The organism is Pseudolabrys taiwanensis (assembly GCF_003367395.1).
Lineage (GTDB): Bacteria > Pseudomonadota > Alphaproteobacteria > Rhizobiales > Xanthobacteraceae > Pseudolabrys > Pseudolabrys taiwanensis.
Window position 1 is genome coordinate 1,005,793 of sequence record NZ_CP031417.1, and the last position, 26,120, is coordinate 1,031,912.

At 65.4% G+C, this 26,120-nt stretch carries 19 protein-coding genes; 13 read left to right on the top strand and 6 right to left on the bottom strand.

Annotated elements, in window-relative coordinates:
- Positions 1–64: 64 nt before the first annotated feature.
- The 9 genes from dusB to hflX all read left to right on the top strand — a co-directional run bounded on the left by dusB (position 65) and on the right by hflX (position 11,585).
- Entirely contained in the window at positions 65–1,096 is a 1,032-nt protein-coding gene (gene dusB / locus DW352_RS04795; protein WP_115689016.1) for a tRNA dihydrouridine synthase DusB, read from the top strand.
- Entirely contained in the window at positions 1,093–2,244 is a 1,152-nt protein-coding gene (locus DW352_RS04800) for a two-component system sensor histidine kinase NtrB (RefSeq protein WP_115689018.1), read from the top strand. The genes dusB and DW352_RS04800 overlap by 4 nt, the downstream gene beginning before the upstream one ends.
- Before the next feature lie 7 nt (positions 2,245–2,251).
- Positions 2,252–3,694 carry a nitrogen regulation protein NR(I) gene (gene ntrC / locus DW352_RS04805; RefSeq protein WP_115689020.1) on the top strand — a complete coding sequence of 481 codons (1,443 nt, stop codon included), beginning with the start codon at positions 2,252–2,254 and terminating at the stop codon, positions 3,692–3,694.
- Between the two features lie 193 nt (positions 3,695–3,887).
- Positions 3,888–4,919, top strand: coding sequence for an LLM class flavin-dependent oxidoreductase (locus tag DW352_RS04810; protein WP_115689022.1), 1,032 nt, complete (start codon positions 3,888–3,890; stop codon positions 4,917–4,919).
- A gap of 174 nt (positions 4,920–5,093) precedes the next feature.
- Positions 5,094–7,331: a sensor histidine kinase NtrY-like gene (locus DW352_RS04815; protein WP_115689024.1), complete on the top strand. Its 2,238-nt coding sequence runs from the start codon at positions 5,094–5,096 to the stop codon at positions 7,329–7,331.
- Between the two features lie 4 nt (positions 7,332–7,335).
- A complete protein-coding gene (gene ntrX / locus DW352_RS04820) occupies positions 7,336–8,706 on the top strand; it encodes a nitrogen assimilation response regulator NtrX (RefSeq protein WP_115689026.1) in 1,371 nt (456 codons plus the stop codon).
- Positions 8,707–8,843: 137 nt separating this feature from the next.
- Positions 8,844–9,701 carry a D-amino-acid transaminase gene (locus DW352_RS04825; RefSeq protein ID WP_115689028.1) on the top strand — a complete coding sequence of 286 codons (858 nt, stop codon included), beginning with the start codon at positions 8,844–8,846 and terminating at the stop codon, positions 9,699–9,701.
- A gap of 252 nt (positions 9,702–9,953) precedes the next feature.
- Entirely contained in the window at positions 9,954–10,211 is a 258-nt protein-coding gene (gene hfq, locus DW352_RS04830) for an RNA chaperone Hfq (protein ID WP_115689030.1), read from the top strand.
- Positions 10,212–11,585: a GTPase HflX gene (gene hflX, locus DW352_RS04835; protein WP_115689032.1), complete on the top strand. Its 1,374-nt coding sequence runs from the start codon at positions 10,212–10,214 to the stop codon at positions 11,583–11,585.
- Between the two features lie 240 nt (positions 11,586–11,825).
- Here hflX and mazG read toward each other — a convergent pair whose 3' ends face one another.
- The 4 genes from mazG to DW352_RS04855 form a co-directional block, all read right to left on the bottom strand.
- On the bottom strand, positions 11,826–12,635 hold the full coding sequence (mazG, locus tag DW352_RS04840) for a nucleoside triphosphate pyrophosphohydrolase (protein WP_115689034.1): 810 nt from the start codon (positions 12,633–12,635) through the stop codon (positions 11,826–11,828).
- 36 nt (positions 12,636–12,671) lie between these two features.
- Positions 12,672–13,112: an acyl-CoA thioesterase gene (locus DW352_RS04845; RefSeq protein WP_115689036.1), complete on the bottom strand. Its 441-nt coding sequence runs from the start codon at positions 13,110–13,112 to the stop codon at positions 12,672–12,674.
- A gap of 23 nt (positions 13,113–13,135) precedes the next feature.
- The gene (locus tag DW352_RS04850; RefSeq protein WP_115689038.1) at positions 13,136–15,454 is read right to left on the bottom strand and encodes a bifunctional salicylyl-CoA 5-hydroxylase/oxidoreductase; all 2,319 of its coding nucleotides are present in this window, start codon (positions 15,452–15,454) and stop codon (positions 13,136–13,138) included.
- Between the two features lie 174 nt (positions 15,455–15,628).
- Complete coding sequence (locus tag DW352_RS04855) at positions 15,629–17,077, bottom strand: oxidoreductase (RefSeq protein WP_115689040.1); 1,449 nt, start codon at positions 17,075–17,077, stop codon at positions 15,629–15,631.
- A 134-nt stretch (positions 17,078–17,211) separates the two neighbouring features.
- Here DW352_RS04855 and DW352_RS04860 point away from each other — a divergent pair, with 134 nt between their 5' ends.
- Positions 17,212–17,712 (top strand): MarR family winged helix-turn-helix transcriptional regulator, encoded by a 501-nt coding sequence (locus DW352_RS04860; RefSeq protein ID WP_115689042.1) that lies wholly within the window; start codon positions 17,212–17,214, stop codon positions 17,710–17,712.
- A 103-nt stretch (positions 17,713–17,815) separates the two neighbouring features.
- Here the strand turns inward: DW352_RS04860 and DW352_RS04865 are convergent, their stop codons facing one another.
- Positions 17,816–19,390, bottom strand: a complete 1,575-nt coding sequence (locus DW352_RS04865; RefSeq protein WP_115689044.1) for an indolepyruvate oxidoreductase subunit beta family protein — start codon at positions 19,388–19,390, stop codon at positions 17,816–17,818.
- 17 nt (positions 19,391–19,407) lie between these two features.
- Positions 19,408–21,558, bottom strand: coding sequence for a thiamine pyrophosphate-dependent enzyme (locus DW352_RS04870; protein WP_115689046.1), 2,151 nt, complete (start codon positions 21,556–21,558; stop codon positions 19,408–19,410).
- 294 nt (positions 21,559–21,852) lie between these two features.
- Between DW352_RS04870 and DW352_RS04875 the strand changes: the two genes are divergently transcribed.
- From DW352_RS04875 to DW352_RS04885, 3 genes are all read left to right on the top strand, one after another.
- A complete protein-coding gene (locus DW352_RS04875) occupies positions 21,853–22,635 on the top strand; it encodes a cyclase family protein (RefSeq protein WP_115689048.1) in 783 nt (260 codons plus the stop codon).
- Positions 22,636–22,720: 85 nt separating this feature from the next.
- Entirely contained in the window at positions 22,721–24,301 is a 1,581-nt protein-coding gene (locus DW352_RS04880; protein WP_115689050.1) for a phytoene desaturase family protein, read from the top strand.
- A gap of 168 nt (positions 24,302–24,469) precedes the next feature.
- On the top strand, positions 24,470–26,002 hold the full coding sequence (locus DW352_RS04885) for an ABC transporter substrate-binding protein (RefSeq protein ID WP_115689052.1): 1,533 nt from the start codon (positions 24,470–24,472) through the stop codon (positions 26,000–26,002).
- Positions 26,003–26,120 lie beyond the last annotated feature (118 nt).

The following is a 26,120-nucleotide window of genomic DNA, read 5'->3' on the forward strand; positions in this document are numbered from 1 at the left end:
AAAATGGCTAAACTCTGGGCATCGTAGCGCTTGCGCCTAAACTGTGTGCAAGTATGGGATTTGGATGAAAACAACCTTGAATTGTGCGTCGCCGTTGCAAATCGGAACTATTCCGGTGCCAAACCCGGTCGTTTTGGCGCCGATGTCCGGCATTACCGATGCTCCGTTCCGCCGCCTGGCCGAAGGGCTGGGGGCCGGATTGGTGGTATCCGAAATGACCGCCTGCGGAGGTCTGGCCCGCGGCGAGCGTGAGGCGGCGGTCCGCAGCGAAGGGCGGGGCGTTGCCATCCACGTCGTCCAGCTTGCCGGCTGCGAGGCGCACTGGATGGCCGAAGGCGCCCGCATCGCCGAAGCGCAGGGCGCGCACATCATAGATATCAACATGGGCTGTCCGTCGAAGCAGGTCACCAACGGTGCCTCCGGCTCGGCGCTCATGCGCGATCTCGACCATGCCCTGACGCTGATCGAGGCGACTGTCGGCGCGGTCAAAGTCCCGGTGACGCTGAAGATGCGGCTCGGCTGGGACGCCTCCTCGCTCAACGCGCCGGACCTGGCGCGCCGTGCGGAAGCCGCCGGCGTGCAGATGATCACCGTGCATGGCCGCACCCGTTGCCAGTTCTATACCGGCAGCGCCGACTGGTCCGCCGTGCGCGCGGTCAAGGAAGCCGTCGGCGTGCCGGTCGTGGTCAATGGCGACATCCGTTCGTTCGACGATGCAGTCGCGGCCCTGGAGTCATCCGGCGCCGATGCCGTGATGATCGGCCGGGCGGCGCAGGGCCGGCCCTGGGTTCCGGGGCAGGTCGCGCGCTTTCTCGCCACCGGCGAACGCGGCGACGACCCGTCGCTGTCCGAGCAACTCAACCTGATCCAGACGCTGTACGACGAAATGATCACGCATCACGGCGTGCGCATCGGCCGCCGTCATGCGCGCAAGCATCTGGGGTGGGCGCTTGACTGTGCCGCCGCCAGCGCCGGCGCCGCCGCCGACGTTCTCAAGCATCATCGATCCCGCGTGCTTACCGCCGAGGAACCGGCACAGGCACGCGGGCTCCTCGCCGAAGCCTATGACGACTTTTCCTGGAGGGCCGCCGCATGAGCCGCGCCCATGCCTTGTCTCCCGCCGTCGGCTCCCCGGCCGACGCCATGCTCAACGCGCTGCCGCATCCGGTGATCACCGTCGCGCCCGACGGCAAGATCGCCGACGCCAATGTCGCCGCCGAGCAGTTTTTCGACAGCTCGGTCGCGGTGCTGCGGCGCCATCTGCTGCGCGACCTGGTGCCGTTCGGCTCGCCGCTGCTCACCTTGGTCGAGCAGGTGCGCCAACGCGGCGCCGCCGTGAACGAATACAAGGTCGATCTCGCCACACCGCGTAATCCCGGCGAGCGTCTGGTCGACCTGCATGTCGCGCCGCTGCCGGAATATGTCGACCACGTCGTGGTGATGCTGCAGGAGCGCACCATCGCCGACAAAATGGACCGGCAGCTCACCCATCGCGGCGCCGCGCGTTCGGTGATCGCGCTCGCCGCCATGCTGGCGCACGAGATCAAGAATCCGCTGTCCGGCATCCGCGGCGCGGCGCAACTGCTCGAACAGTCGGCGGCCGACGACGATCGTTCGCTCACCAAGCTGATCTGCGACGAGACCGATCGCATCGTGAAGCTGGTCGACCGCATGGAAGTGTTCGCCGACGAGCGGCCGGTCGAGCGCGAGCCGGTCAACATCCACGTCGTGCTCGATCACGTGAAGCGGCTGGCGCAGACGGGCTTTGCCCGCCACATCAAATTCGTCGAGGAATACGACCCGTCGCTGCCGCCGGTGCTCGCCAACCGCGATCAACTGGTGCAGGTCTTCCTCAATCTCGTAAAGAATGCCGCCGAGGCGATCGGCGAGACCGCGACCGACGGCGAGATCCAACTCACCACCGCGTTCCGGCCGGGCGTGCGCCTGTCGGTGCCGGGCAGCCGTGCCCGCGTGTCGTTGCCGCTCGAGTTCTGCGTCAAGGACAACGGCCCCGGCGTGCCCGACGATCTCATGCCGCATCTGTTCGATCCGTTCGTGACCACCAAGCGCACCGGCAGCGGGCTGGGCCTCGCCTTGGTCGCCAAGATCGTGAACGACCATGGCGGCATCATCGAATGTGAATCGCAGCCGCGCCGCACCGTCTTCCGCGTTTTGATGCCCATTTACACCGGGGAGGGCGGCGCATCCGACGACGTTCCGGCCGGTTCAGAGCCCGTGAGGTAACACGACCATGCCGACGGGAAGCATTCTCGTTGCCGATGACGATGCCGCGATCCGCACCGTCCTCAATCAAGCCTTGTCGCGCGCCGGTTATGAAGTGCGCTCGACCGGTAACGCCGCCACCTTGTGGCGCTGGGTGACGCAAGGCGATGGCGATCTCGTCATCACCGACGTGGTGATGCCGGACGAGAATGCCTTCGACCTGATCCCGCGCATCCGCAAGGCGCGACCCGATCTGCCGATCATCGTCATGAGCGCGCAGAACACCTTCATGACGGCTATTCGCGCGTCCGAGCGCGGCGCCTATGAGTATCTGCCGAAGCCCTTCGATCTGAAGGAGTTGATCGGCATCGTCGGCCGCGCGCTTTCGGAGCCGAAGGACAAACGGGCGCCGGCACCCAAGAGCGAGGATTTCGATTCCATTCCGTTGGTCGGCCGCTCGCCGGCGATGCAGGAAATCTACCGCGTGCTGGCGCGGCTGATGCAGACCGATCTGACGGTGATGATCTCCGGCGAGTCCGGCACCGGTAAGGAACTAGTGGCGCGCGCGCTGCACGATTACGGCAAGCGCCGCGCCGGCACCTTCGTCGCCATCAACATGGCGGCGATCCCACGCGATCTCATCGAGTCCGAACTATTCGGTCACGAGAAGGGGGCTTTCACCGGCGCCAACACGCGCAGCGCCGGCCGCTTCGAGCAGGCCGAAGGCGGCACGTTGTTCCTCGACGAAATCGGCGACATGCCGATGGAGGCGCAGACGCGCCTTCTGCGCGTCTTGCAGCAGGGCGAGTACACGACCGTCGGCGGCCGCACGCCGATCAAGAGCGATGTGCGCATCGTCGCCGCGACGAACAAAGACCTGCGCCAGCTCATCCAGCAGGGGTTGTTCCGCGAAGACCTGTTCTTCCGCCTCAACGTCGTGCCGCTGCGGCTGCCGCCTCTGCGCGAGCGCACGGAGGACGTTCCGGATCTCATTCGCCACTTCTTCGCCCAGGCCGAACGCGAGGGGCTGCCGCCCAAGCAGATCGACCAGGCCGCGCTCGACCGGCTTAAGCGTCACCGCTGGCCGGGCAATGTGCGCGAACTGGAGAACCTCGCCCGCCGTCTGGCGGCGCTCTATCCGCAGGAGACGATCACGGCTGCGGTGATCGACTCCGAGCTGGCCCAGCCGGTGCTGCCGGTGGGCAGCGACGAGCCGCGGCCGGACGAGAGCTTGGGCGCCGCGGTCGAGCGGCATCTGTCGACCTACTTCTCCGGCTTCGAGGACGGCTTGCCGCCGGCGGGTCTCTATCATCGCGTGTTGCGCGAGATCGAATATCCGTTGTTGACGGCGGCTTTGGCCGCGACGCGCGGCAATCAGATCCGCGCGGCGGACCTGCTCGGGGTCAACCGCAACACGCTGCGCAAGAAAATCCGCGATCTCGACATTCAAGTGTATCGCGGCGGAACCTGATCTATCATCGCGGCGCCATCCTTGGTCTATTTCTCGTCATGCCCGGCCTTGTGCCGGGCATCCACGTCTTTGATACAAGGAAGGCGTAGATGCCCGGGACATAAGGGCGTGCATGCCCGTCTTTGACGGGCTATGCCCGGCCGTGACGCCGTGGGCGCGTCGAATGCGGCCCACGCAGGCAGGATGAACGCCTATGACGACACCGATCGAACTCGGCCTCGATACTTTCGGCGATATCACCGACGGTCCTGACGGCAAGCCGCTTTCCGCCGCGCAGGTGATCCGCAATCTGGTCGACGAGGCCGTGCTCGCCGACGAGGTGGGCGTCGATTTCATCGGCGTCGGTGAGCATCATCGCGGTGACTTCGCCGTATCATCACCCGAGATGGTGCTTGCCGCGATTGCGAGCCGCACCAAGCGCATCCGGCTCGGTTCGGCAGTGACGGTGCTGTCGTCGGACGATCCGATCCGGGTCTTTCAGCGCTTTTCCACGCTCGACGCCCTGTCGAATGGGCGTGCGGAGGTCATCCTCGGCCGCGGCTCCTTCATCGAGTCCTTTCCGTTGTTCGGCTTCGACCTCGATGATTACGAGGCGCTGTTCAACGAGAAGCTCGATCTGTACGCCGCTGTCCTCACCGAGAAGCCGGTCACGTGGCAGGGCAAGCTGCGCGCGCCGCTCGCGAACCAGAGCGTCTTTCCCAAGACCGAGTCCGGCCATTTGACCACCTGGATCGGTGTGGGCGGCACGCCGGAATCCGTGATGCGCGCGGCCCACTACGGCATGCCGATGATGCTGGCCATCATCGGCGGCGACCCCAAGCGCTTCGTGCCTTATGCCGACCTCTTTCGCCGCGCGCTCAAGGAGACGGGCAAGCCGGACTTGGCCGTCGGCGTGCACTCGCATGGCTTCGTCGGCGAGACCGATGCTGAGGCGAAGGATGCGCTCTTCCCCTTCTACAAGCGCATGCGCGACAAGATCGGCGCCGAACGCGGCTGGCCGCCGATGGGCCGGCCCGAGTTCGAGCGGGAGATCGAGCACGGCTCGCTGTACGTCGGATCGCCGGAGACCGTGGCCCGCAAGATCGCCGCGACGGCAAAGGCGCTCGGTGCCGCCCGTTTCGACATGAAATACAGCGCCGGGCCGCTGTCCCATGAGAAAATGATGCGATCCATCGAGCTTTACGGCCGCAAAGTCATCCCGCTGGTGCGGGACATGCTCGGGTAGTTCTTTTCACGAACTACTGCCGTGGGTTGGTTGTTGTGGGGCGCCGCGGAATCGTCTCAATTCGGCAACATTGTTGTATAAATGCCTCAGTGTCGGCGGGGCCGGGAATCCCCGACGGCGCGATCCCTTTGGGCCGTGGGCCCGTCATTTCCGCCGGGTGTCCAAAGGCTGTCCATGAGCGTCGAACAGGCTGCCTCCGCCGACAATGCGCTCGCCGGTAATGCCGCGCGGAAAGGCGAGGGCCGTCTGCTGGGTCCGTTGGCGGTCGGCCTCGCGCTGCTGTCGGCCTTCATCACCTTCATCGTTCTCGCCGACCTGACGCCGATCTCGCCGACGCACAACGTTGTCGTGACGCTGCTCCTCGTCAACGCGGCGACGGTGCTGCTGCTCCTCGGCGTCATCATCAAGGAAGTCTGGCAGGTTGTTCAGGCGCGGCGCACGGGGCGCGCGGCGGCGCGGCTGCACGTGCGCATCGTCGGCCTGTTCTCGATCATCGCTGCGGCACCGGCGATCCTGGTGGCGATCGTGGCGAGCGTGACGCTCGACCGCGGCCTCGACCGGCTGTTCTCGACGCGGACCCGCGCGGCGATCGAAAACTCGCTGATCGTCGCCGAGGCCTATTTGCGCGACCACGCGCAGATCGTGCGCTCCGACATCATGGTGCTGGCCTTCGACGTGGCGCGCACCAAGCCGCTGTTCGATCAGGATCCGGACAAGTTGCGCCAGTTTCTGACCTTCCAGGCGCAGGTGCGCGGACTGGCCGCCGTCATCATGCTCGATCAGGACCTCGATGTCGTCGCGCGCGCCGACGTGAGCACGACGCAGACGTTCGCGCTGCCGCCGCGCGACGCGCTGCCGAAGATCGGCACCACCGATCCGCAGATCGTGCTGCTGCCGGATACGAATTATGTCGCCGCCGTCATCAAGGTGGACAAATACGAGAACCGCTGGCTCTACGTGACGCGTCTCTTGGACCCGCGCGTGGTGCCGCAGCTGCAGGCGACGCGCGCCAGCGTCACCGAATATGCCGCGATCGAGGCGCGCCGGGTCGGCGTGCAGGTGGCCTTCGCGTTGATGTACACCGTGATTGCGCTCATCGTGCTGTTGTCGGCGGTGTGGATCGGTTTGAACTTCGCCAACCGGCTGGTGGCGCCGATCCGGCGTCTGATCGGCGCGGCCAATGCGGTCTCCACCGGCAATCTGTTCGTGCGCGTGCCGGTGCGTCAGTCCGAGGGCGATCTCGCGCAACTCGGCGAGACCTTCAACCGCATGACGCAGGAGCTGCGCACGCAGCATGACGACATCATGCGCGCGCGCGATCAGATCGACAGCCGCCGCCGGTTCACCGAGGCCGTGCTCGCCGGCGCCAGCGCGGGCGTCATCGGCGTCGATGCCGAAGGCCATATCAGCATTCTCAACCGGTCGGCCGAAAGGCTGATCGGCCGCAGCGAGGCGGAAGTGCTCGGCCGGCCGCTGTCGGAGGTGCTGCCGGAGCTTGCCACGATCATGGAGGCGGCGCAGGTCGGCGGGCCGGCGCAGGATCATTTCACCATCACGCGCCACGGCCGCGAGCGCAATCTCTCGGTGCGCGTGACCAGCGAACAATCGAGCGAGGCGCATCACGGCTACGTCGTCACGCTCGACGACATCACCGATCTGGTGGCAGCGCAGCGCACTTCGGCCTGGGCGGACGTTGCCCGCCGCATCGCGCACGAGATCAAGAACCCGCTGACGCCGATCCAGCTGTCGGCCGAGCGCATCAAACGCAAATACGGCAAGCTGATCACCGAGGACCGCGCGATATTCGACCAGTGCACCGACACCATCGTGCGGCAGGTCGACGACATCCGCCGCATGGTCGACGAGTTCTCCCGCTTCGCGCGCATGCCCAAGCCGGTGATCGCCGCCGAGGACGTCGCCGATACGGTGCGCGAGGCGGTGTTCCTGATGCGCGTCGGCAATGCCGATATCGACATCGAGGCCGAGATCGCCGAGGAGCAGATGCCCGCGCGCTTCGATCGCCGGCTGATCTCGCAGGCGCTGACCAACATCATCAAGAACGCGACCGAGGCCATTGCGGCAGTGCCGCCGGAGGAGCTTGGCAAGGGCTCCATTCGGGTCTATGCCGCGCGCGAAGGCGACAACATCGTCATCGACGTTGTGGATAACGGCATCGGTTTGCCGAAGGAAAACCGCTCGCGCCTGCTCGAACCCTATGTGACGACGCGCGAGAAGGGCACCGGCCTCGGTCTCGCCATTGTTGGCCGCATTGTCGAAGAGCATGGCGGCATCATCGAATTGCGGGATGCCGCCGACAAAATTCCCGGCCAGCGCGGTGCTTGGGTGCGCGTGCAATTCGCAGCCGCCGACAAGGCGGAAGAGCCTGAACGACAGAAGACCGTGAACGAGTGACGATATGTCCGCTGAAATTCTGATCGTCGACGACGAAGCCGATATCCGCGACCTGGTCGCCGGCATTCTGCAGGACGAGGGTTATGCGACCCGTACGGCCCGCAACAGCGACGAGGCGCTGGCCGCGGTCGCGACGCGGCGGCCGAGCCTTGTCTTTCTCGATATCTGGCTGCAGGGCTCCAAGCTCGACGGTCTGCAGCTCCTCGATGCCATCAAGCAGGAGCACCCGGAACTGCCGATCGTCATGATTTCGGGCCACGGCAACATCGAGACCGCGGTCGCCGCCATCAAGCACGGCGCCTACGACTTCATCGAGAAGCCGTTCAAGGCGGACCGGCTGCTGCTGGTCGCCGAGCGCGCGCTGGAGACGTCGCGGCTCAAGCGCGAGGTCAAGCAGCTCAAGCAACTGGCGCCGGGGCCGAGTTCGCTGGTCGGCCGTTCGGCGTCGATCTCGCAGCTGCGCCAGGCGATCGAACGCGTGGCGCCGACCAACAGCCGCATCCTGATCGTCGGCCCCTCCGGCGCCGGCAAGGAGCTCGCGGCGCGCACCATTCATCAGCTCTCCGCGCGCGCCGGCGGGCCGTTCATCGTCATCAACGCCGCCGCGATCACGCCGGAGCGCATGGAGGTCGAGCTGTTCGGCGTCGATCAGACCAACGGCTCGGAAGGCCGCAAGACCGGCGCGCTGGAAGAGGCGCATGGCGGCACCTTGTTCATCGACGACGTCGCCGACCTGCCGCGCGAGACGCAGAACAAGATCTTGCGCGTGCTGGTCGATCAGACCTTCCAGCGCGTCGGCGGCAACGCAAAGATCGCGGTCGACGTGCGCGTCGTGTCGTCGACCTCGCGCAATCTCGAGGCGCTGATCGGGGAGGGCAAATTCCGCGAGGACCTCTATCACCGGCTGTCGGTGGTGCCGGTCCGCGTGCCGCCTCTGGCCGAGCGGCGCGAGGACATTCCGGACCTCGTCGACTACTTCATGGACCAGATCTCGCAGGCGACCGGCCTGCCGAAGCGGCGCATCGGCGACGATGCCATGGCGGTGCTGCAGTCGCACAACTGGCCGGGCAATGTGCGCCAGCTCCGCAACAACATCGAGCGTCTGATGATCCTGGCCGGCGGCGATCCCGACGCCGTGCTCGATGCCGGCATGTTGCCGCCGGATGTCGGCTCCATGGTGCCGTCGATGCCGAACGGCAATGGCGGCGAGCAGCTCATGGGCCTGCCGCTGCGCGACGCGCGCGAGGTGTTCGAGCGCGAATATCTGGTGGCACAGATTTCCCGCTTCGGCGGCAACATTTCGCGCACCGCCGAATTCGTCGGCATGGAGCGCTCGGCCCTGCACCGCAAGCTCAAGGCGCTCGGAATCGGATAATTGTAAGTATGCGCGGCATTGCCACGAACTCCGCTCATTCCCGCGCAAGCGGGACTCCAGCGCTGGGTCCCCACTTGCGCGGAGACGCGCGTGGTGAAGGGCCGCATCGGACAAATACGTCACGGAAGTAAGTCACCATGTCCCGCATCGCCTATGTCAACGGGCGTTATCTGCCGCGCGAGGAAGCCGCCGTCTCGATCGAGGACCGCGGCTATCAGTTTGCCGACGGGGTCTACGAGGTCTGCGAAGTGCGCGGCGGGCGCCTCGTGGACGAGCGCCGCCACATGGCCCGGCTCGATCGCTCGCTGAGCGAACTGCGCATTGCGCGCCCGATGTCGGCGGCCGCGCTCAGTCTGGTGATGCGCGAGACGGTCCGTCGTAATCGGGTACACGACGGTATCGTTTATCTGCAGGTCACCCGCGGCGTCGCGCCGCGCGACTTTCCGTTTCCGCCGGATGGGACGCGGCCGTCGGTGGTCGTGACCGCGCGCAGCAACGATCTGTCGCGCCTGGAGCGTGTCGCGGAAGAGGGCATCGCGGTCGTCACCGCGCCGGACATCCGCTGGCAGCGGGTCGATATCAAGTCGGTGGCGCTGCTGCCGAACGTGCTCGCCAAACAGGCGGCGCGCGACCAGGGCGCACGCGAGGCCTGGCTCGTCGACGCGCGGGGCAACGTCACCGAGGGCGCTTCGTCCAATGCGTGGATCGTTAGCCGTGACGGCGTACTCATCACCCGTCCGCTCGGCCGCGACATTTTGCCCGGCATCACCCGCTCGGTGGTGCTCGATCTGGTGAAGGCGCAGGGCCTCAAGTTCGAGGAACGGGCCTTCACAGTCGAGGAGGCCTATGCCGCGCGTGAGGCTTTCGTGACATCGGCGAGCCAGATCGTCATGCCGGTGGTCAGCATTGACGGCAAGCCGGTCGGCAACGGTGCGCCCGGTCTGGTCGCAACCGCGCTGCGAAAAGATTACCACCGGTACGCCGAAATTGTGTAAGGCGACGCGCGCGAGCAGCCCTTGCCTCTCACGGAGAAAGAGAAGATTTCTAATTAATTCAGAGACTTGATCGACCGATTGCCAACTTGTGCTTGCGCCCCGCGCGCTCCTGCCATCTAATAGCAATCCCCGGAACTTGAACCGCTTTTGCGTGGGGCAAAGGCGACGTGCGCAATGTTGCGCACGCAAAGTGATCCGGGCAACGAAACGTCTCGCGCCCCAAGACGCGAGCGAAAAAATGGAACAACGGCCATGGCCGCCGAACGTGCGCAGAACTTGCAAGACACTTTTCTCAATCACGTCCGCAAAGCAAAAATCCCGCTCACCATCTTTCTTGTGAACGGTGTGAAGCTTCAGGGCGTTGTTACATGGTTCGATAACTTCTGCGTGCTGCTGCGACGGGACGGACATTCCCAACTCGTCTACAAGCATGCCATCTCGACCATCATGCCGGGCCATCCGATCTCGCTGTTCGAAGGCGGTGAGGAAGGGGCCGGGGACAAGGCGTAATTGGAACCACGTCGTCGTGATCAGCGTGCCGACCGTCTAAGCCCGACAACGACGGGCGAGGAGACGGGCCGCGCTATCGTGATCGAGCCGTGGCTGAAGGCGAGCCCGCGCGGCGATACCAGCCGCGCGGCTGCGGACGTGCGCACGCCCGAAGCACGCCTCGCCGAAGCGGTCGGTCTCGCGCACGCCATCGATCTCAATGTCGTCGAGGCGGGTCTCGTGACGCTCAACGAGATCCGGCCAGCGACCTATATCGGGAAAGGCAAAGTCGACGAGATCGCCGGCCTGGTGAAGAGCCTGGAGGCGTCCGTCGTGGTGATGGACTGTCCGGTCTCGCCGGTCCAGCAGCGCAACCTCGAGAAGGCCTGGAATACCAAGGTCATCGACCGGACCGGTCTCATCCTCGAAATCTTCGGCCGCCGCGCGCGCACCAAGGAAGGTTCGCTGCAGGTCGAACTTGCGCATCTGAGCTATCAGAAGACGCGGCTCGTGCGCGCGTGGACGCATCTCGAACGCCAGCGTGGCGGCTTCGGCTTCCTCGGCGGTCCGGGCGAGACGCAGATCGAAGCGGATCGACGCATGCTCGACGAGCGCATCTCGCGCATCGAGCAGGAGCTTGAGAAGGTCAAGCGCACGCGCACGCTGCATCGGGAAAGCCGCAAGCGCGTGCCGTATCCGATCGTGGCGCTCGTCGGCTACACCAATGCCGGCAAGTCGACCTTGTTCAACCGCATGACGCAGGCGACGGTGCTGTCGGCCGACATGCTGTTCGCGACGCTCGATCCGACTTTGCGCGCGGTCGATCTACCCCATGGCAACCGTGTGATCCTGTCGGACACGGTCGGCTTCATCTCCGATCTGCCGACCATGTTGGTCGCGGCGTTCCGCGCCACCTTGGAAGAGGTAATCGAGGCCGACGTCATCCTGCATGTGCGCGACATGTCGCACGAGGATGCGGCGGCGCAGTCGCTCGACGTGGCGAAGGTGCTCGAAGAGCTGGGCATTGCGCCGAACGATCCGCGCATGATCGAGGTTTGGAATAAAGTCGATCGCCTCGATGCCGAGGGCCGCGACCGGCTGATCAATCTTGCCGAACGGCAGCCGCCGGACCGCCAGCCGATCGTCGTGTCGGCCGTCACCGGCGAGGGCATCGACCATCTGACCGACGCGATCGAAGCGCGGCTCGGCGAAGGACGTCAGACGCTCTCGCTCTCGCTTGATCCGGCCGACGGCGCCGGTTTGAGCTGGCTCTACCGCCATTCCGAAGTGCTGTCGAAGGACATGGGCGAGGACGGCCGCCTTGCCGTGACCGTGCGCGCCGACCCGAAGAACGCCGAGATGGTGCGCCGGAGGTACGCGGTGACGGCGGCCTAAAACGGCATTGATCCGGCGATGCTATCGCTCGACCGAACCATTCGACGGGTGCCATCCGCTCCGGTCATGCCCGGGCTTGACCCGGGCATCCATGATGAATTGCCTCCGCATGAGGGCATACGTTCGTCTCGTTTTGCCGCACGACCTCATGGATTGCCGGGTCGAGCCCGGCAATGACCGCGGGAATGGAATCGAGCGACGAGAACACAGCGATTGGCAGTGCGGCCTTCGATCAGGCCGCTACTTCTCGGCCGCCTTCTCCGCTGCCTTCGCCGCATCCCACAGCGCATCCATTTCCGCCAAAGTCGCGTCCTGCGGGGCTTTGCCCTGCGCCGCCAGCGCCTTTTCGATAGAGCCGAAGCGCCGCTCGAATTTGAGATTGGTGCCGCGCAGGACGCCTTCTGGGTCGGCCTTGAGGTGGCGCGCGAGGTTGACCACGGCGAACAACAGGTCGCCGACTTCCGTCGCGGCATGCGCCTCGTCGTTCTCGTCGAGCGCGGCTTCGATCTCGTCGGCTTCCTCGCGGATCTTGTCGAGCACCGCGCGCGGATCGTTCCAGTCGAAACCGACCTGACCGGCCTTGTTCTGCAGCTTCAAGGCGCGGGTGAGGGCGGGCAGGCCGACCGGTACGCCGGCGAGCGCGCCGGTCGGCGCCTTCTCGCCGCGCGCGGCTCTCTCTTCCGCTTTGATCTGCTCCCACAGGCCTTTCACCGCCTCGGCGGTCTTGCCGTCTGCATCGGCGAAGATGTGCGGGTGGCGGCGGATCATCTTGGTGGTGATGGCCTCGACGACATCGTCAAAGGCGAACAGACCCTGCTCCTGCGCCATCCGCGCGTGGAACACGACCTGCAGCAGGAGATCGCCGAGCTCATCCTTGAGGTGCTCGATGTCGCCACGCGCGATGGCGTCCGCGACCTCATAGGCTTCCTCGAGCGTGTAGGGCGCGATGGTGTCGAAGGTCTGCTCGAGGTCCCACGGGCAGCCGGTCACCGGCGTGCGCAGCGCGGCCATGATCTCGATGAGACGGGAAATGTCGCGGGAGGGCTTCATGGCGCGACGCTACACCCGCGGCCTGTCGTTGTCGCTCTAGGCGCCCGTGGGGTCCCCAGGAACGTCGGGCGCCTCGGCAAAGTTCTTCAGGGCCGCGCGGATATCGTCCGGCCAGCGCATCGCCGTGCCGGACTTGGTGTCCATGGCGACCAGCACCTGCTTGCAGGTCCACACCACTTCCTCGCCGCGCGTCACATTGTGACCGAGCGCGAGCGAGGAATTGCCGATGCGCTCCAGCGTCATCGTGAAGGTGAGCACGTCGCCCTGCCGCGAAGCGCGGATGAAGTCGCAGGACAGATGCGCCGTCGGATTGGCGATGTTGCGGTGGCCGAGCTGGTCGGTCCAGGGAAAGCCGAGCGCGATCCAGAAATCCTCGACCACGCCGACCAGCATGTCGATATAGGCCGGGAAATAAGCGATCCCGGCCGGATCGCAATGTCCGAACCGCACCAGCCGCTTGACGCGAAATTTGGCCACCAGGGCTCCTTACGCGTGGACCGTCATCGTTGCGGCTGCGTGGCGGCCGCGCGCTCGATGTTGGTCTCGTACTGCGCCTTGCCCGAATAGTATTGCTTCGGCCACGGCACCGTCTTGACGCCGATCTTGGCCGCTTCGTGCAATGTCCATGCCGGATCGGCGAGATGCGGCCGTGCGACAGCGCACAGGTCGGCACGGCCGGCGGCGATGATCGAGTTGGCGTGATCGGCCTCGAAGATGGCGCCGACGGCGATGGTGGCGATGCCGATCTCGTTGCGGATCTTGTCGGCGAACGGTGTCTGGAACAGACGGCCGTAGACCGGTTGCTCGGCCTTGTCGACCTGACCCGACGAGCAGTCGACCAGATCGGCGCCGGCATCCTTGAACATCTGCGAGAAGATCGCGGCGTCTTCCGGCGTGTTACCGCCTTCGGTCCAGTCGTGGCACGATAGGCGCACCGACATCGGCCGGTCCTCGGGCCAGACGGCGCGCATGGCGTTGAACACTTCCAGCGGATAGCGGGCGCGGTTCTCGTGGCTGCCGCCGTATTCGTCGGTGCGCTTGTTGGTCAGCGGCGACAGGAAGGCGGACAACAGATAACCGTGGGCGCAGTGCAGCTCGAGCACGTCGAAGCCGATCGCCGCGGCGCGCTTGGTGGCAGCAACGAAGTCGGCCTTCACGCGGTCCATGTCGGCGCGCGTCATCTCGCGTGCCGCCGGCGCGCCGGCGAGGTAGGAGCCGTTCGACGCGGAAATCAGCGGCCAGTTGTCCTTGAGCAGCGGCTGGTCGATGCCTTCCCAGGCAAGGCGCGTCGAGCCCTTGCGGCCGGCATGGCCGAGCTGAATGCCCGCTTTGGCCGGTGTCGTATGGATGAAGTCGACGACGCGCTGCCAAGCCTTGGCCTGCTCGTCGTTCCACAAACCGAGGCAGCCGGGCGTGATGCGCGCATCGGGCGACACGCAGGTCATCTCGCCGAAGACGAGGCCGGCGCCGCCCATGGCGCGGCTGCCGAGATGCACGAGATGGAAGTCGTTCGGCACGCCGTCGACCGCCGAGTACATCGCCATCGGCGACATCACGATGCGGTTGGCCAGGGTCACGCCGCGCACGCGATAGGGCGTGAACATCGGCGGAGTGGGGCGCTGGCCGGGCTCGACATTGAGGCCGCAACGCTGCGCGTACCAGCGCTCGTAGCCTTCGAGCCAGAGCTTGTCGCGCAGGCGCAGGTTCTCGTGGCTGATGCGCTGCGAGCGGGTGAGCAGCGAATACATGAACTGCTCGGGCTCGAGCGTGTCGGCATAACGGGAGCCGACCACCTCGAACCATTCCATGGCGTTGCGCGCGGCGTTCTGGATACGCGCGACGTCGACGCGGCGCACTTCCTCGTAGGCCGCGAGCACCTGTGGGATCTTGTCGGCGGTGTGACCGAACTTGTCGAACTGACGTGTCAGCTCGATCGCGTCCTCCAGCGCCAGCTTGGTGCCGGAGCCGATAGCGAAATGCGCGGTGTGCGCGGCATCGCCCATCAGCACCACATGGCTCTTGCCGTTGAAGTGGCTCCACTTGCCGCAGATCAGACGGTTGAAGTTCAGCCAGGCCGAGCCGCGCAGATGCCGCGCATTGGTCAGCAGCGGCTCGCCGTCGAGCACTTCGGCGAAGATCTTCTCGCAAAACGCGACCGACTCGTCCGGCGTTGCGGTATCGAGGCCGTGCGCGAGCAAGGTCTCTTCGGTCGTCTCGACGATGAAGGTCGAGGTTTTGTCGTCGAATTTGTAGACGTGCGCCTGGAACCAGCCGTGCTCGGTGCGGCGGAAGTCGAAGGTGAAGGCGTCGAAGTTCTTCTCGGTGCCGAGCCAGATGTAACGGTTCGGCCGCACGACCATATCGGGCTCGAACGCAGCCTGGTACTTGTTGCGCAGTTTGGAATTGACGCCGTCGCAGGCGATGATCAGATCGGCATCGGGGAATTCGGTGTCGCTGTCGACCTCGCGCTCGAACACCAGTTCGACGCCGAGATCCTCGCAGCGCTTCTGCAGAATGTTCAGAAGGCGCTTGCGGCCGATGCCGACGAAGCCGTGGCCGGTCGTGCGCATGCGCCGGCCCTTGATCAGAACCTCAATGTCGTCCCAATGGTTGAAGGCGACTTCGATCTCCTCGGCGGTCTTGGGATCCCAGACGCGCATGTTCTCCATGGTCGCGTCGGAGAACACCACGCCCCAGCCGAACGTGTCGTAGGGCCGGTTGCGCTCGACGACCGAGACCTGATGGGACGGATTGGCCTTCTTCATCAGGAGGCCGAAATAGAGGCCAGCGGGGCCGCCGCCGATGCAGACAATGCGCATAATCTAGTGGTCCTGCTTCACGAGCTGCCCCGACATTACACGCCTTTGCGTGCCGCGGTTCTTCACATCGAGGCAAGATCGGGCGGCAAGATGCCGGTCCGCAGCCGCGCGTGAAATTATTTTATACTTAAAATAATCAGCGGGGCGGGCGGCTGTCAATGGTCGCTTGCGTAACTATTGCCAGTCGGGCGGCGTCAGGCGGCGCTTGCCGTCGGCGGTTTTGGCGACGCCGGGGGCGTCGAGGTCGAGCTTGTCCCAGAGCTGGCAGGTCACCGTCTTGTGCTTCTGGTCGAGGCCTTCGCAGTAATTGGTGAACTCGCACAGCCGCACCTCGCCGCCGCGGCCGAGCGCGATCTTGCGGAACCAGTCGGGGTCGGCCAGCGATTGCCGCGCCGCGCCGACGATGTCGCAGGTCTCGTCGGCCAGCATCTTCTCGGCCATGTCGAAGTTGTGCACGCCGCCGGCGCAGACGACCGGGGTGCCGAGGCCGGCCGCGCGGATGTCGCTGCGGATCGCCGCGGTCGCCGCGATGTTGCGGCCGAACGGACCGCGCGCGTCGGAAATGTATTGCGGCATGCACTCGTAGCCGCTGCGACCCGTATAGGGGTAGGCGGCGCCGCCGACGCCCGGCTGCTTGGCGTCGTCGAACTTGCCGCCGCGCGAGGTCGACAGGAAGTCCATGCCGGCCTTGGCGAAGGCCAGGCCGAAGAAGCGCGCATCGTCGACATCGCTGCCGCCGTCGATGCACTCGTCGGCCAGGAAGCGGCAGCCGACGGCGAAGTCTGCGCCGACGCGCGCACGCACGGCCTCGTAGACCTCGAGCGGCAGCCGCAGACGGTTCTCGCGCGCGCCGCCATAACCGTCCGTGCGCGTGTTCTTGCGCGAAAGGAACGACGCCATGGTGTAGGCGTGCGCATAGTGCAGCTCGACGCCGTCGAAGCCCGCTTGCTGCGCTCGCGCGGAGGCATCGGCGAAGAGCCCGGGCAGCGTCTGGGGCAAGTCGCGAATGTGCGCGAGATGCATGTCGGTGACACGCTCGCGATAGCCGAAGTCGAGCGCTTCGAGTTCGCGCTCGGTGAGCACTTTCGCCAGTTCGGCCGGCGGCAGCGCGGTGAGGCGCGTCCGCACCTCGGCTTCGGGCAGCGCGGGCTCGCCGAGCGCCTGGCGATGCGCGTCGGTGATCGTCAGGAATCGCTCGAGATACTTCGCCCGATCCGGACGACGCCGGATCGACAGAAAGTCGATGAGCTGGATGAACAGCCGCGTCTCGCCATGGCTTGCCTCGCGCACCGCGTCGACGAGCTTGCGCAGGCCGGGAATGTAGCGCTCGTGGCCGATGCGCATCAGCGGCCCACTCGGCACGTCGCGGATGCCGGTCGCTTCGACCACGATCGCGCCCGGCCGGCCGCGGGCGAAACGCGCATACCACTCGATGACGTCATCGGTGACGAAGCCGTCTTCGGTCGCGCGCCACGGCACCATGGCCGGGATCCAGGTGCGCTGCGTGAGCGTTACCGGGCCGATCGCGACGGGAGAAAACAGCCGAGCGCGCGCGGCTTCTTCGCGCGACGGAACATGGCCAAGTTTGGCTTCGAATTGGATGCGTTCGGGCGGGCGCCACATTCGAACGAGTGTAGGGAGCGCGAAAATCATTTCAAGTATAAAATAATTCCGCGCCCGCGCCGCAGGCGTATATAGTACGAGTGCAAGGCCTATTTCCGCGCGCATGATTCGCGCGCCGCCAGGAGACCGGTGCAATGGACGACGCAGCCGCGCTTCCGCTCGACGTCGAAACCAAGGTGATTGAACGGCCGGGCGATCACAAAGAGGAATTGCGCCTCTGGCTGCGGCTGCTCAGCTGCAAGGTGCTGATCGAGAACGAGATCCGCCGCAAGTTGCGCGACAATTACGACATCACGCTGCCGCGTTTCGATCTGATGGCGCAACTCGACAAGGCGCCGGGCGGCATGAAGCTCGGCGAGCTGTCGCAGCGGCTGATGGTGTCGAACGGCAACATCACCGGTCTGGTGGATCGCCTGGTGTCGCAAGGTCTGCTTGATCGCCAGCCGTCGCCGACCGACCGGCGCACGCAACTTGTGAAGCTGACCGCGGAAGGTCGCCGCGCCTTCCGCGCCATGGCGGCGGCGCACGAGAACTGGATCGCGGATCTGTTTTGCGACCTGTCGAAGAACGAGCAGGAGACGCTGATGCGCCTGCTCGGCAAGGCGAAGAACTCGGCGCGCAAGGCGCTGGGGTAACTGTCCGCTCGTCGTCCCGCGAAAGCGCGGACCCAGCACTGCCGCTGAAAGAACTGGATTTCCGCTTACGCGGGAATGAGCGGAGAGTGTTGCTAGCGTCGTATCAGACGAAACTGTCGATCGTCTTCAACGCGCCGGACAGCGCGATGCCGTCCTCGTCCTTGAGCGCGGCTTCGCGCAGGCGCCGCACCCATTCGGCGGCGTCGGGGCGGCCTTCGACCTTGGCGGCGCCTAGCATGACCTTGTCGAATTTCGACGTGCCGCGCGCATGCGTGTCGGAATAGCCCTTCACCAGGCGGCGCACCTGCAACAGTTCGACCGCGAAGTCGTAGTTCTTCGGCGCGGCGGCTTTCACCTTGGCGAGCCAGGCGTCGCGGTGCGCAACCTCGTTGCGGTGGCGCAACGTGCCGCGTCGGAAGCGGCGCATGCCGCCGAGGAAGTAGAGCGGCAGGAACCAGCGGATGGTGCCGGTCTGCACGCGGCGGCCGCGGTTGACGACCTTGTCGAGCGCCTTGAACAAGCCCGGGCGGCTTTCGATGAAGCGGCCGAGTCCGGCCGGCAGCGCGCCGCAGACTTCTTCCATGCGCGGATGCATGTATTCGGTCGTGTAGACGAGTTGATCCGGCGCAGCCGCGATTTCCTTGCGCACCCGTTCGAAACGACTGCCCCGCGTCTTCAGATCGGCGACACGGAACACGTCGTCATAGGCCATCGCGGTCGCGATGTACTTCGCCGCCGTGCGGGTCAGCACATAGCCGCGCGCTTCGCCGTCATTGGCCTTGTCGAGCGCCAGGATGCCGGCGAGCAGATCGAGATATTCCTTGCCGTAGGCGACATCCTGATAGTCGACGACGCGCTGCAAGCCGGCGCCGATCATATCGTGCGCGGGATGCGGGAATTCCTTCTGCGCGCGCGCCACCAGCGCGTCATAGGCGGCGTTGCCGACCGGCGCAAGCGCCGGATAACGTTTGGCGATCGGTGCTTTGAACGCGGTATGGGCGGGGCCGTGGCTGGCTTCGGCCAGCGCACCGTCGTAGCCGAACGCAAAGGCGCGCAAGCTTGGCTCGACGCCGACGCCGGCGGCGCGGATGGTCGCCTCGAAGGCGGCGCGTTCGAACGGCAGCGTCTTGGACGCGGCGACGGCACCGAACAGTACGGCCGAGACGACGCTGCCAGCCTTCTCGGCGAGCTCCGCCATATCGAAAGCGATGAAGCGCTTGGAGGCGGCGGCGGCGGCGGCAAAGACGTTCTCAGCTTCGCCGATGCCGTCGCCCGGACTCTGCTTCTCGGCCACCGCATAGTGGCGGTGCGAAGAGGCGATGAGGGTGGTGCGGTCGGGCGTTACGAAGCCGCGCTGCATGGCGCGGCCGGCTTCCATCAGCTCGGCGCCAATGACGATGTCGACTTCACCCGGCACGGGCAGCAACGACAGGATCGGTCGCAGGCCCTTCGGCGCACCGGGTGGCAATGGCAGCACTTCGATGAAGTAGACCGTGGCGCCCGTGCGTTGCGCCACCCCGGGCACCGAGGTCGACTGGGCGGCCCAGCCTTGGGACTCGCACAAGGCGACAATCCAATCGACGAGCACGCCGCCGCCCTGACCGCCCATGGCCATGACGGCGATGGACAGCGGCTTGGCGGTGTCGAGGGCAGGCGAGATCGAAGGCGCGACGTTCATCGGTGTCTTCTTAAAGCTTACGCGAAAGCGATGCGGTTGCGGGCGCGGCGGCGCTGCAGGAAGCCGATCACGCCGCTGCGCAGCTTGGCGACGAAGCGATCCCAGCCGGTCGGATTGTAGACGATGTCGGCGCGGTAGAACGACGGGCAGAGCACGGCGGCTTCCGACACCTCGCCGCAATTGCCGCAGCCGACGCAGGTGTTGTCGATCGCCGCGACCGGATCGTCCTTGAGCGGATCGTCGGTGCGCTTGACCGACAGCGACGGACAGCCCGACAGACGGATGCAGGCGTGATCGCCGGTGCAGACGTCTTCATCGACGCCGAAGCGCTCGCGCACCATGCGCACGCCGCCTTTCACCGCTTTGTTGAACTGCGGCTTCACGCGGCGCTGCTTGTTGAGCATGCATTCGGAGGAGGCGACGATGACCTTCGGGCCGGGCGTGTCGGTCGTCAGCGCCTCTTTGAGCGTGTCGCGCATCTTGCCGACGTCGTAGGTGCGATCGATCTGCCGCACCCATTTCACGCCGACGCCTTCAACGGCCTTGGTGATCGGGTTCTGCGTCGAACGCTCCGGGTTGTCGGCGCGCGACGAGAGAATGTCCTGGCCGCCGGTCGCCGACGAATAGAAGTTGTCGACGACGACGATGACGCTGTCGTGCTTGTTGTAGACGGCGTTGCCGATGGAGGTGGTCAGGCCGTTATGCCAGAAGCCGCCGTCGCCGATCATGGCGATCGACTTCTTGTCGGTCTTGACGTTGAAGGCCGCGTTCGAGGCCGGGCCGAGACCATAACCCATGGTCGTCGCGCCGAGGTTGAACGGCGGCAGGCAGGCGAACAGATGGCAGCCGATATCGCCGGCGATGTGGTGCGGCCCGAGCTCCTGCTCGACCAGCTTCATCGCCGCGAAGATTGGCCGCTCCGGGCAGCCGGTGCAGAAGCCCGGCGGACGCGGCGGCACGGTGCCGGCGAGCGCCTTGATGCGCGGATCATCGCTGATGGTCGGCTGGTTCGGCGCGCGCACCTGGTCCGACAGCACGCCGGGCGCGGCGCCGAGCAGGAAGTCGCGCACCCCCTTGAGCATCACATCGGCGGTGTATTCGCCGGCCATCGGCAGCACACCCTTGCCATAAATCTTGGTGTTGATGTCGCGGCGGCGCAGGATCGTGGCGATCGACTGCTCGATATGCTCGGGCTGGCCTTCCTCGACGATCAGCACGGCCTTCTTGGTCGCGCAGAAGTCGGCGACCTCGTCGTCGACCACCGGATAGACGACGTTCATGCAATAGATCGGCACGCGCGTCTTGCCCCAGACGTCGGCAAGGCCGAGGCGCTCAAGCGCGCGCTGAACGCCATTGTACATACCGCCCTGGACGATGATGCCGAGGTCCGTCAGATCGCCATCGAAGAACTCGTTGAGCTTGCGCTCCTTGATGAACTTCACCGCGTTCGGCCAGCGCTGCTCGATCTTCTCCTTCTCGTGCAGATAGGAGGCGGGCGGCAGCACGATCCGGCTAGTGTCGCGCACCGGAGCCTGCAACGCCTGCTGCAACGTGAAGGCCGGCGGCTTATTGTCCTTGGCGATGAACGAGCCGTGCACGTGGCAGGCGCGGATGCGCACTTCCAGCATCACCGGTGTGTTCGAAACTTCCGAGAGCTCGAAGCCGTCCTCGACGGACTTGACGATGGACTCGAGATTGGGGCGCGGGTCGAGCAGCCAGATCTGCGACTTCATCGCGAAGGAATGAGAGCGCTCCTGCATGATCGAGGAGCCTTCGCCATAGTCCTCGCCGATGATGATGAGAGCGCCGCCGGTGACGCCGCCGGAGGTGAGGTTGGCGAGCGCGTCGGACGCGACGTTGACGCCGACCGGTGCCTTGAAGGTGACGGCGCCGCGGATCGGATACATCACCGAGGCGGCCAGCGACGCGGCGGCGGCGGCTTCCGAGGCCGAGTTGGAGAACTGCACGCCGAGCTTGTTCAGCGTGTCCTGAGCGTCGTTGAGTACGTCCATCAGATGCGAGATCGGCGCGCCCTGATAGCCGCCGACATAACCGACGCCCGATTGCAGCAACGCCTTGGTCAACGCGAGGATGCCTTCGCCGCGAAATTCCTCACCGGCTCCGAGTTCGAGATCCCGGACTTCCTTTGCAAAGGACCGTTCCGCCATGACGCTCTCCGCTCATTCGCGAGCTTCCGGCCTTTCGGGGATTGAGGAGGATCGGCGCAGGCCGGGATGCCGCCGATCGCCGTCGCGAATTTCTACTCCCAAAGCGAATGCGCTGTCGATGCCGCGCTGCGCCTCCGGCAAGGCGCTTGCACAAGCATCAGCGTCGAAGCTTTTCGAGTTCCACGACAATTGACACTATCCCCGGCGCCGATAATATTTCAACCCTAAAATAATTTTCGCGCCGGCGTGCCCTGCGCCGGCGTGGCGGGACAATCAGCGCAAGGAGCCCATCCGATGTCCGCGTCCCTCTTGAACCAACTGGCGGCTGCCATCGTCAGCAACTCCATCCGCGTCATCGATCTCTCCCAGACCTTGCGCGCGTCGACGCCGGTGATCGCGCTGCCGCCGCCGCTTGCCAATTCCAAGCCGTTCTCGATCGAGGAAATCTCGCATTACGACGATCGTGGGCCGGGCTGGTACTGGAACAACATCTCGATGGGCGAGCATACGGGGACGCATTTCGACGCGCCGGTGCACTGGGTGACGGGCCAGCATTACGCCGACGGCTTCACCGACACGCTGCCGGTGCAACGCTTCGTTGCGCCCGCGGTCGTGATCGACATGAGCAAGGAAGCAGCGGCGGACGAGAAGTTCGTGATGGAGCCGTCGCACATCCAGGCCTGGGAGGCCAAATATGGCCGTATCCCGGATGGCGCGTGGGTGCTGATGCGCACCGATTGGTCGAAGCGCACCGACCCGGAGAAGTTCCTCAATATGAAAGAGGACGGCCCGCACACGCCGGGCCCTTCGACGGCGGCGATCACGTTCCTGGTCAAGGAGCGCAACGTCAACGGTTGGGGCGTGGAAGCGGTCGGCACCGACCACGGCCAGGCCTTCGCCTTCGAGCCGGCGTTCCCGGCGCACAATCTGATGCACGGCGCCAAGAAGCTCGGCCTTGCCAGCCTCACCAATCTCGACCAGCTGCCGCCGACTGGCGCGCTGCTGATCACGCCGCCGCTGAAGATCGAGAAGGGGTCGGGCTCGCCGCTGCGCGTGCTGGCTCTGGTCGCGGGCTAAGGCTGCGCAGCGTTTGACGACCGTCAGCGTCCGCATCGGCGGACGCGGGGCATGACACCTGCGAGGCGGAGCGGGCAGCGGTTCCATGAGCGACGCGGACTACATCGTCGTCGGCAGCGGCATCAACGCGCTGGTGTGCGCGGCCATGCTCGGCGCCAAAGGCCGCAAGGTCCTGGTGCTCGAGCGCAACGAGCGCATCGGCGGCTGTATACGCACCGACGCCATCACTGCCCCCGCCTTCACGCATGATGTGATGGCGACGACGTTCGTGTTGTTCGTCACGTCGCCGGCCTTTGCCGCGCTGGGTCCCAAGCTCATCGAGCGCGGCCTGGCCTTCTGCGACAGCGAAACGCCGACCGGTGTCCTGATGCCGGACGGGCGCTACGCCGTGCTGTCGAAAGATCGGGCGCGCAATATCGCGCAGTTCGAGGCGCTGGCGCCCGGCGACGGCGGAACCTTCGATGCCGAAATGCAGCAATTCGGCGCCAACGCCGGTTTCGTCTTCGGCCTGCTTGGGGGCTCGCTGTGGTCGTGGCCGACGGCAAAGTTGATTGCGCGTGAGGCATGGCGACGGGGACTGCGCGGGCTCGCGACATTCTTCGGCGAAGCTTTGGCCAGCGGCCGCGCGCATCTGGAAACGCGCTATTCATCCGACGTTGTGCGGGCTCTGTTTGCGCCATGGGTGCTGCATTGCGGCATCGGGCCCGAGAGCGCCTATGGCGGCGAGATGGTGAAGGTCATCGGATTCGCGCTGGAGGCGGCGGGCGCGCCGATCGTGAAGGGCGGGGCGCAAAATCTGCTCGACGCCTTCGCGAAGCTGATTGCGGATCAAGGCGGCAGTATTCGAACCGGCGCCGACGTCGAACGGGTGGAGTTGGATCGCGCGGGCCGGGCAACCGGCGTGCAGCTTGTCGGCGGGGGCCGTCTGTCGGCCGCGCAGGGCGTCATCTGCTCGGTCGCGCCAGATCAACTTTACCGGCGCTTTCTGAAAGATCGGCCGCTGCCGGAAGATGTCAGTGTCGGCCTGTCGCGCTTCCGCTACGGCAAAGGCGACATGCAGATCCACTACGCATTGTCGGCGCCGCCACGCTGGAAGCATCCGGAACTGGGCAAGGTGGCGCTGCTGCATCTCACGCCCGGGCTCGATGGCGTCTCGCGCGCCAGCAACGAATGCGAACGCGGCTTGCTACCGGCGGTGCCCACCATTTGCGTCGGCCAGCCCACGGCCCTCGATCCCTCGCGGGCCCCGGAGGGCAAGGCGATCCTCTGGCTGCAATTGCCCGAGGCGCCGCGCGTCGTCAAAGGCGATGCGGCGAACGAAATCGACATACCAGCGGACGGCACGTGGACCGAGGCGTTGCGCGAGGCCTATGCCGATCGCGTCGAGGCGATCCTCGCACAGCACATCGAGAACTTCCGCGACGGCGTGATGGTGCGCCGCACCTATTCGCCGGCCGACCTCGCGGCGATGAACGTCAACCTGGTCGGCGGCGATCCCTATGGCGGCTTCTGCGGGCTCGATCAGTTCTTCCTGTGGCGGCCGTTCAAGTCGTCGGTGAATCACAAGACGCATGTGCCGGGGCTCTACCATATCGGTGCATCGACGCATCCGGGCCCAGGTCTCGGTGGCGGCTCCGGATTTCTGCTGGCGCAAGATATTGCCTGAGCGTTTGTCCGGGCCGCGGGTTGCCAAGCTTTGCAGCATTCGCGGCGGCGGATGCTGCAATAATCGTCTTGGCGCCGTTCGGTGTTTCTTTTAGGCTTAAAATATTCGACGGTTGCCGTCGGCAGAGCGTAGAGTTTTGCCGTCGGATTGCAGCGCAAGGGGGATCCCATGTTCAAGCCCACTCGTCGTGACACGCTCGCGCTCGGCGCGGGCGGCCTGATTGCCGGCCTGATCGGCCCGAACGGCTTTGCCGGCGCGGCAGTCGGCAACACGCTGACCATCGCCTTCAACGTCAACTTGCCTGCGTTCGATCCGACGGTCGGCCCGTCCGCCGTCAACCCGACCATCCAGGCGATCTATCGCTCGGTGTTCGACCAGTTCATCGCGCAGAAGCCGAACCTCGCCTTCGAGCCCGGATTGCTCACGGCCTGGGGCTGGAGCGACGACAAGAAGTCGATCTGGATGGACGTGCGCGAAGGCGTGACCTGGCACGACGGTTCGCCGTTCACAGCGGAAGACGTTGCGTGGTCGTTGCAACGCGCCGGCGATGCGAAGACCGGCAATCCGATCCAATTCATCTGGGGCACGCTCGGCAACTTCAAGACCGAAGGCAAGCGCGTCACGGCTGATGCCAAGCAGTTCGACCCCGCGCTGTTCAAGTGGATGGCCTTCCTCACCGGCTACGTGCTGCCGAAGGCCTATTACGAAAAGGTCGGCGCTGAAGGCTTCGAAAAGAAGCCGATCGGCACCGGCCCGTATATGGTCGACGAGTATCAGGGCAACGCCTTCCTGCGGCTCAAGGCCAATCCGAAATATTGGGGCGGCAAGCCGGCCTTCGAGACCGTGGTGTTCAAGTTCGTCACCGATGCCACCAGCCGCGTCGCCGAGATCGAAAGCGGTTCGTCCGATCTGACGCTGGAAATTCCCTACGAGGAATATGACCGCCTGAAGGCCAAGAAGGGTTTGGCCGGCGTCGCCACGCCGATCTCCGACATCGGCATGATCTTCATCAACAACGACGCCAATATCCCGAAGGACGTGCGCCTCGCCGCGCATCACGCCATCGACAAGCAGGCGATCGTGAAGCGGCTGCTGCGCGGCTACGGCGTGCCGATCGATACGTTGCAGGCGCCGGAATACGAGGCTTACGACCCGACCATCAAGGTCGGCTACGACGAGAAGAAGGCGGCCGCCTTGATGAAGTCGGCCGGCTTCGGCCCCGACAAGCCATACAAGACCACGATTCAGACGACGCGCGGCCTCAAGCCGAAAGACTACGAGATGATCCAGGCGATCGTCGGCATGTGGCGCAAGATCGGCATCGACGCGCAGATCGAAGTTTACGAGGTTGCCAAGCATTTCGAGCTGCGCACTTCGCATAAGCTGGCGCCCTTCGCCTTCTACAACTGGGGCAATGCCATCGGCGATCCATCGACCTCGACCGGCCACGCGATGTTTTCGATGTCGCCGCACTCAAGCTGGAAGACGCCCGACGTCGACGCCAAGATCGGACCGCTGTGGGGCGAGCCGGACGAGAAGAAGCGCATCGCCGGCTACAAGGCGGCGGAAAAATATATCGCGGAGCAGGGCGCGGTGATCCCGTTGCTGCAATACGTGCAGCCGATCGTGTTCAAGGCCGAGCTGAAGGTTACGCCGAACATCTCCGGTGCGATGCAGCCGACGCTTGTGAAGAAGGCTTGACGGGGCGATGATTTCTCTCTCCGTTCGTCCCCGCCAAGGCGGGGACCCAGGAGCCGTGCAACGAGCCTATATGCATGTGGCCCTGGATTCCCGGTTGCGCGGGAATGAGCGGAGTGTG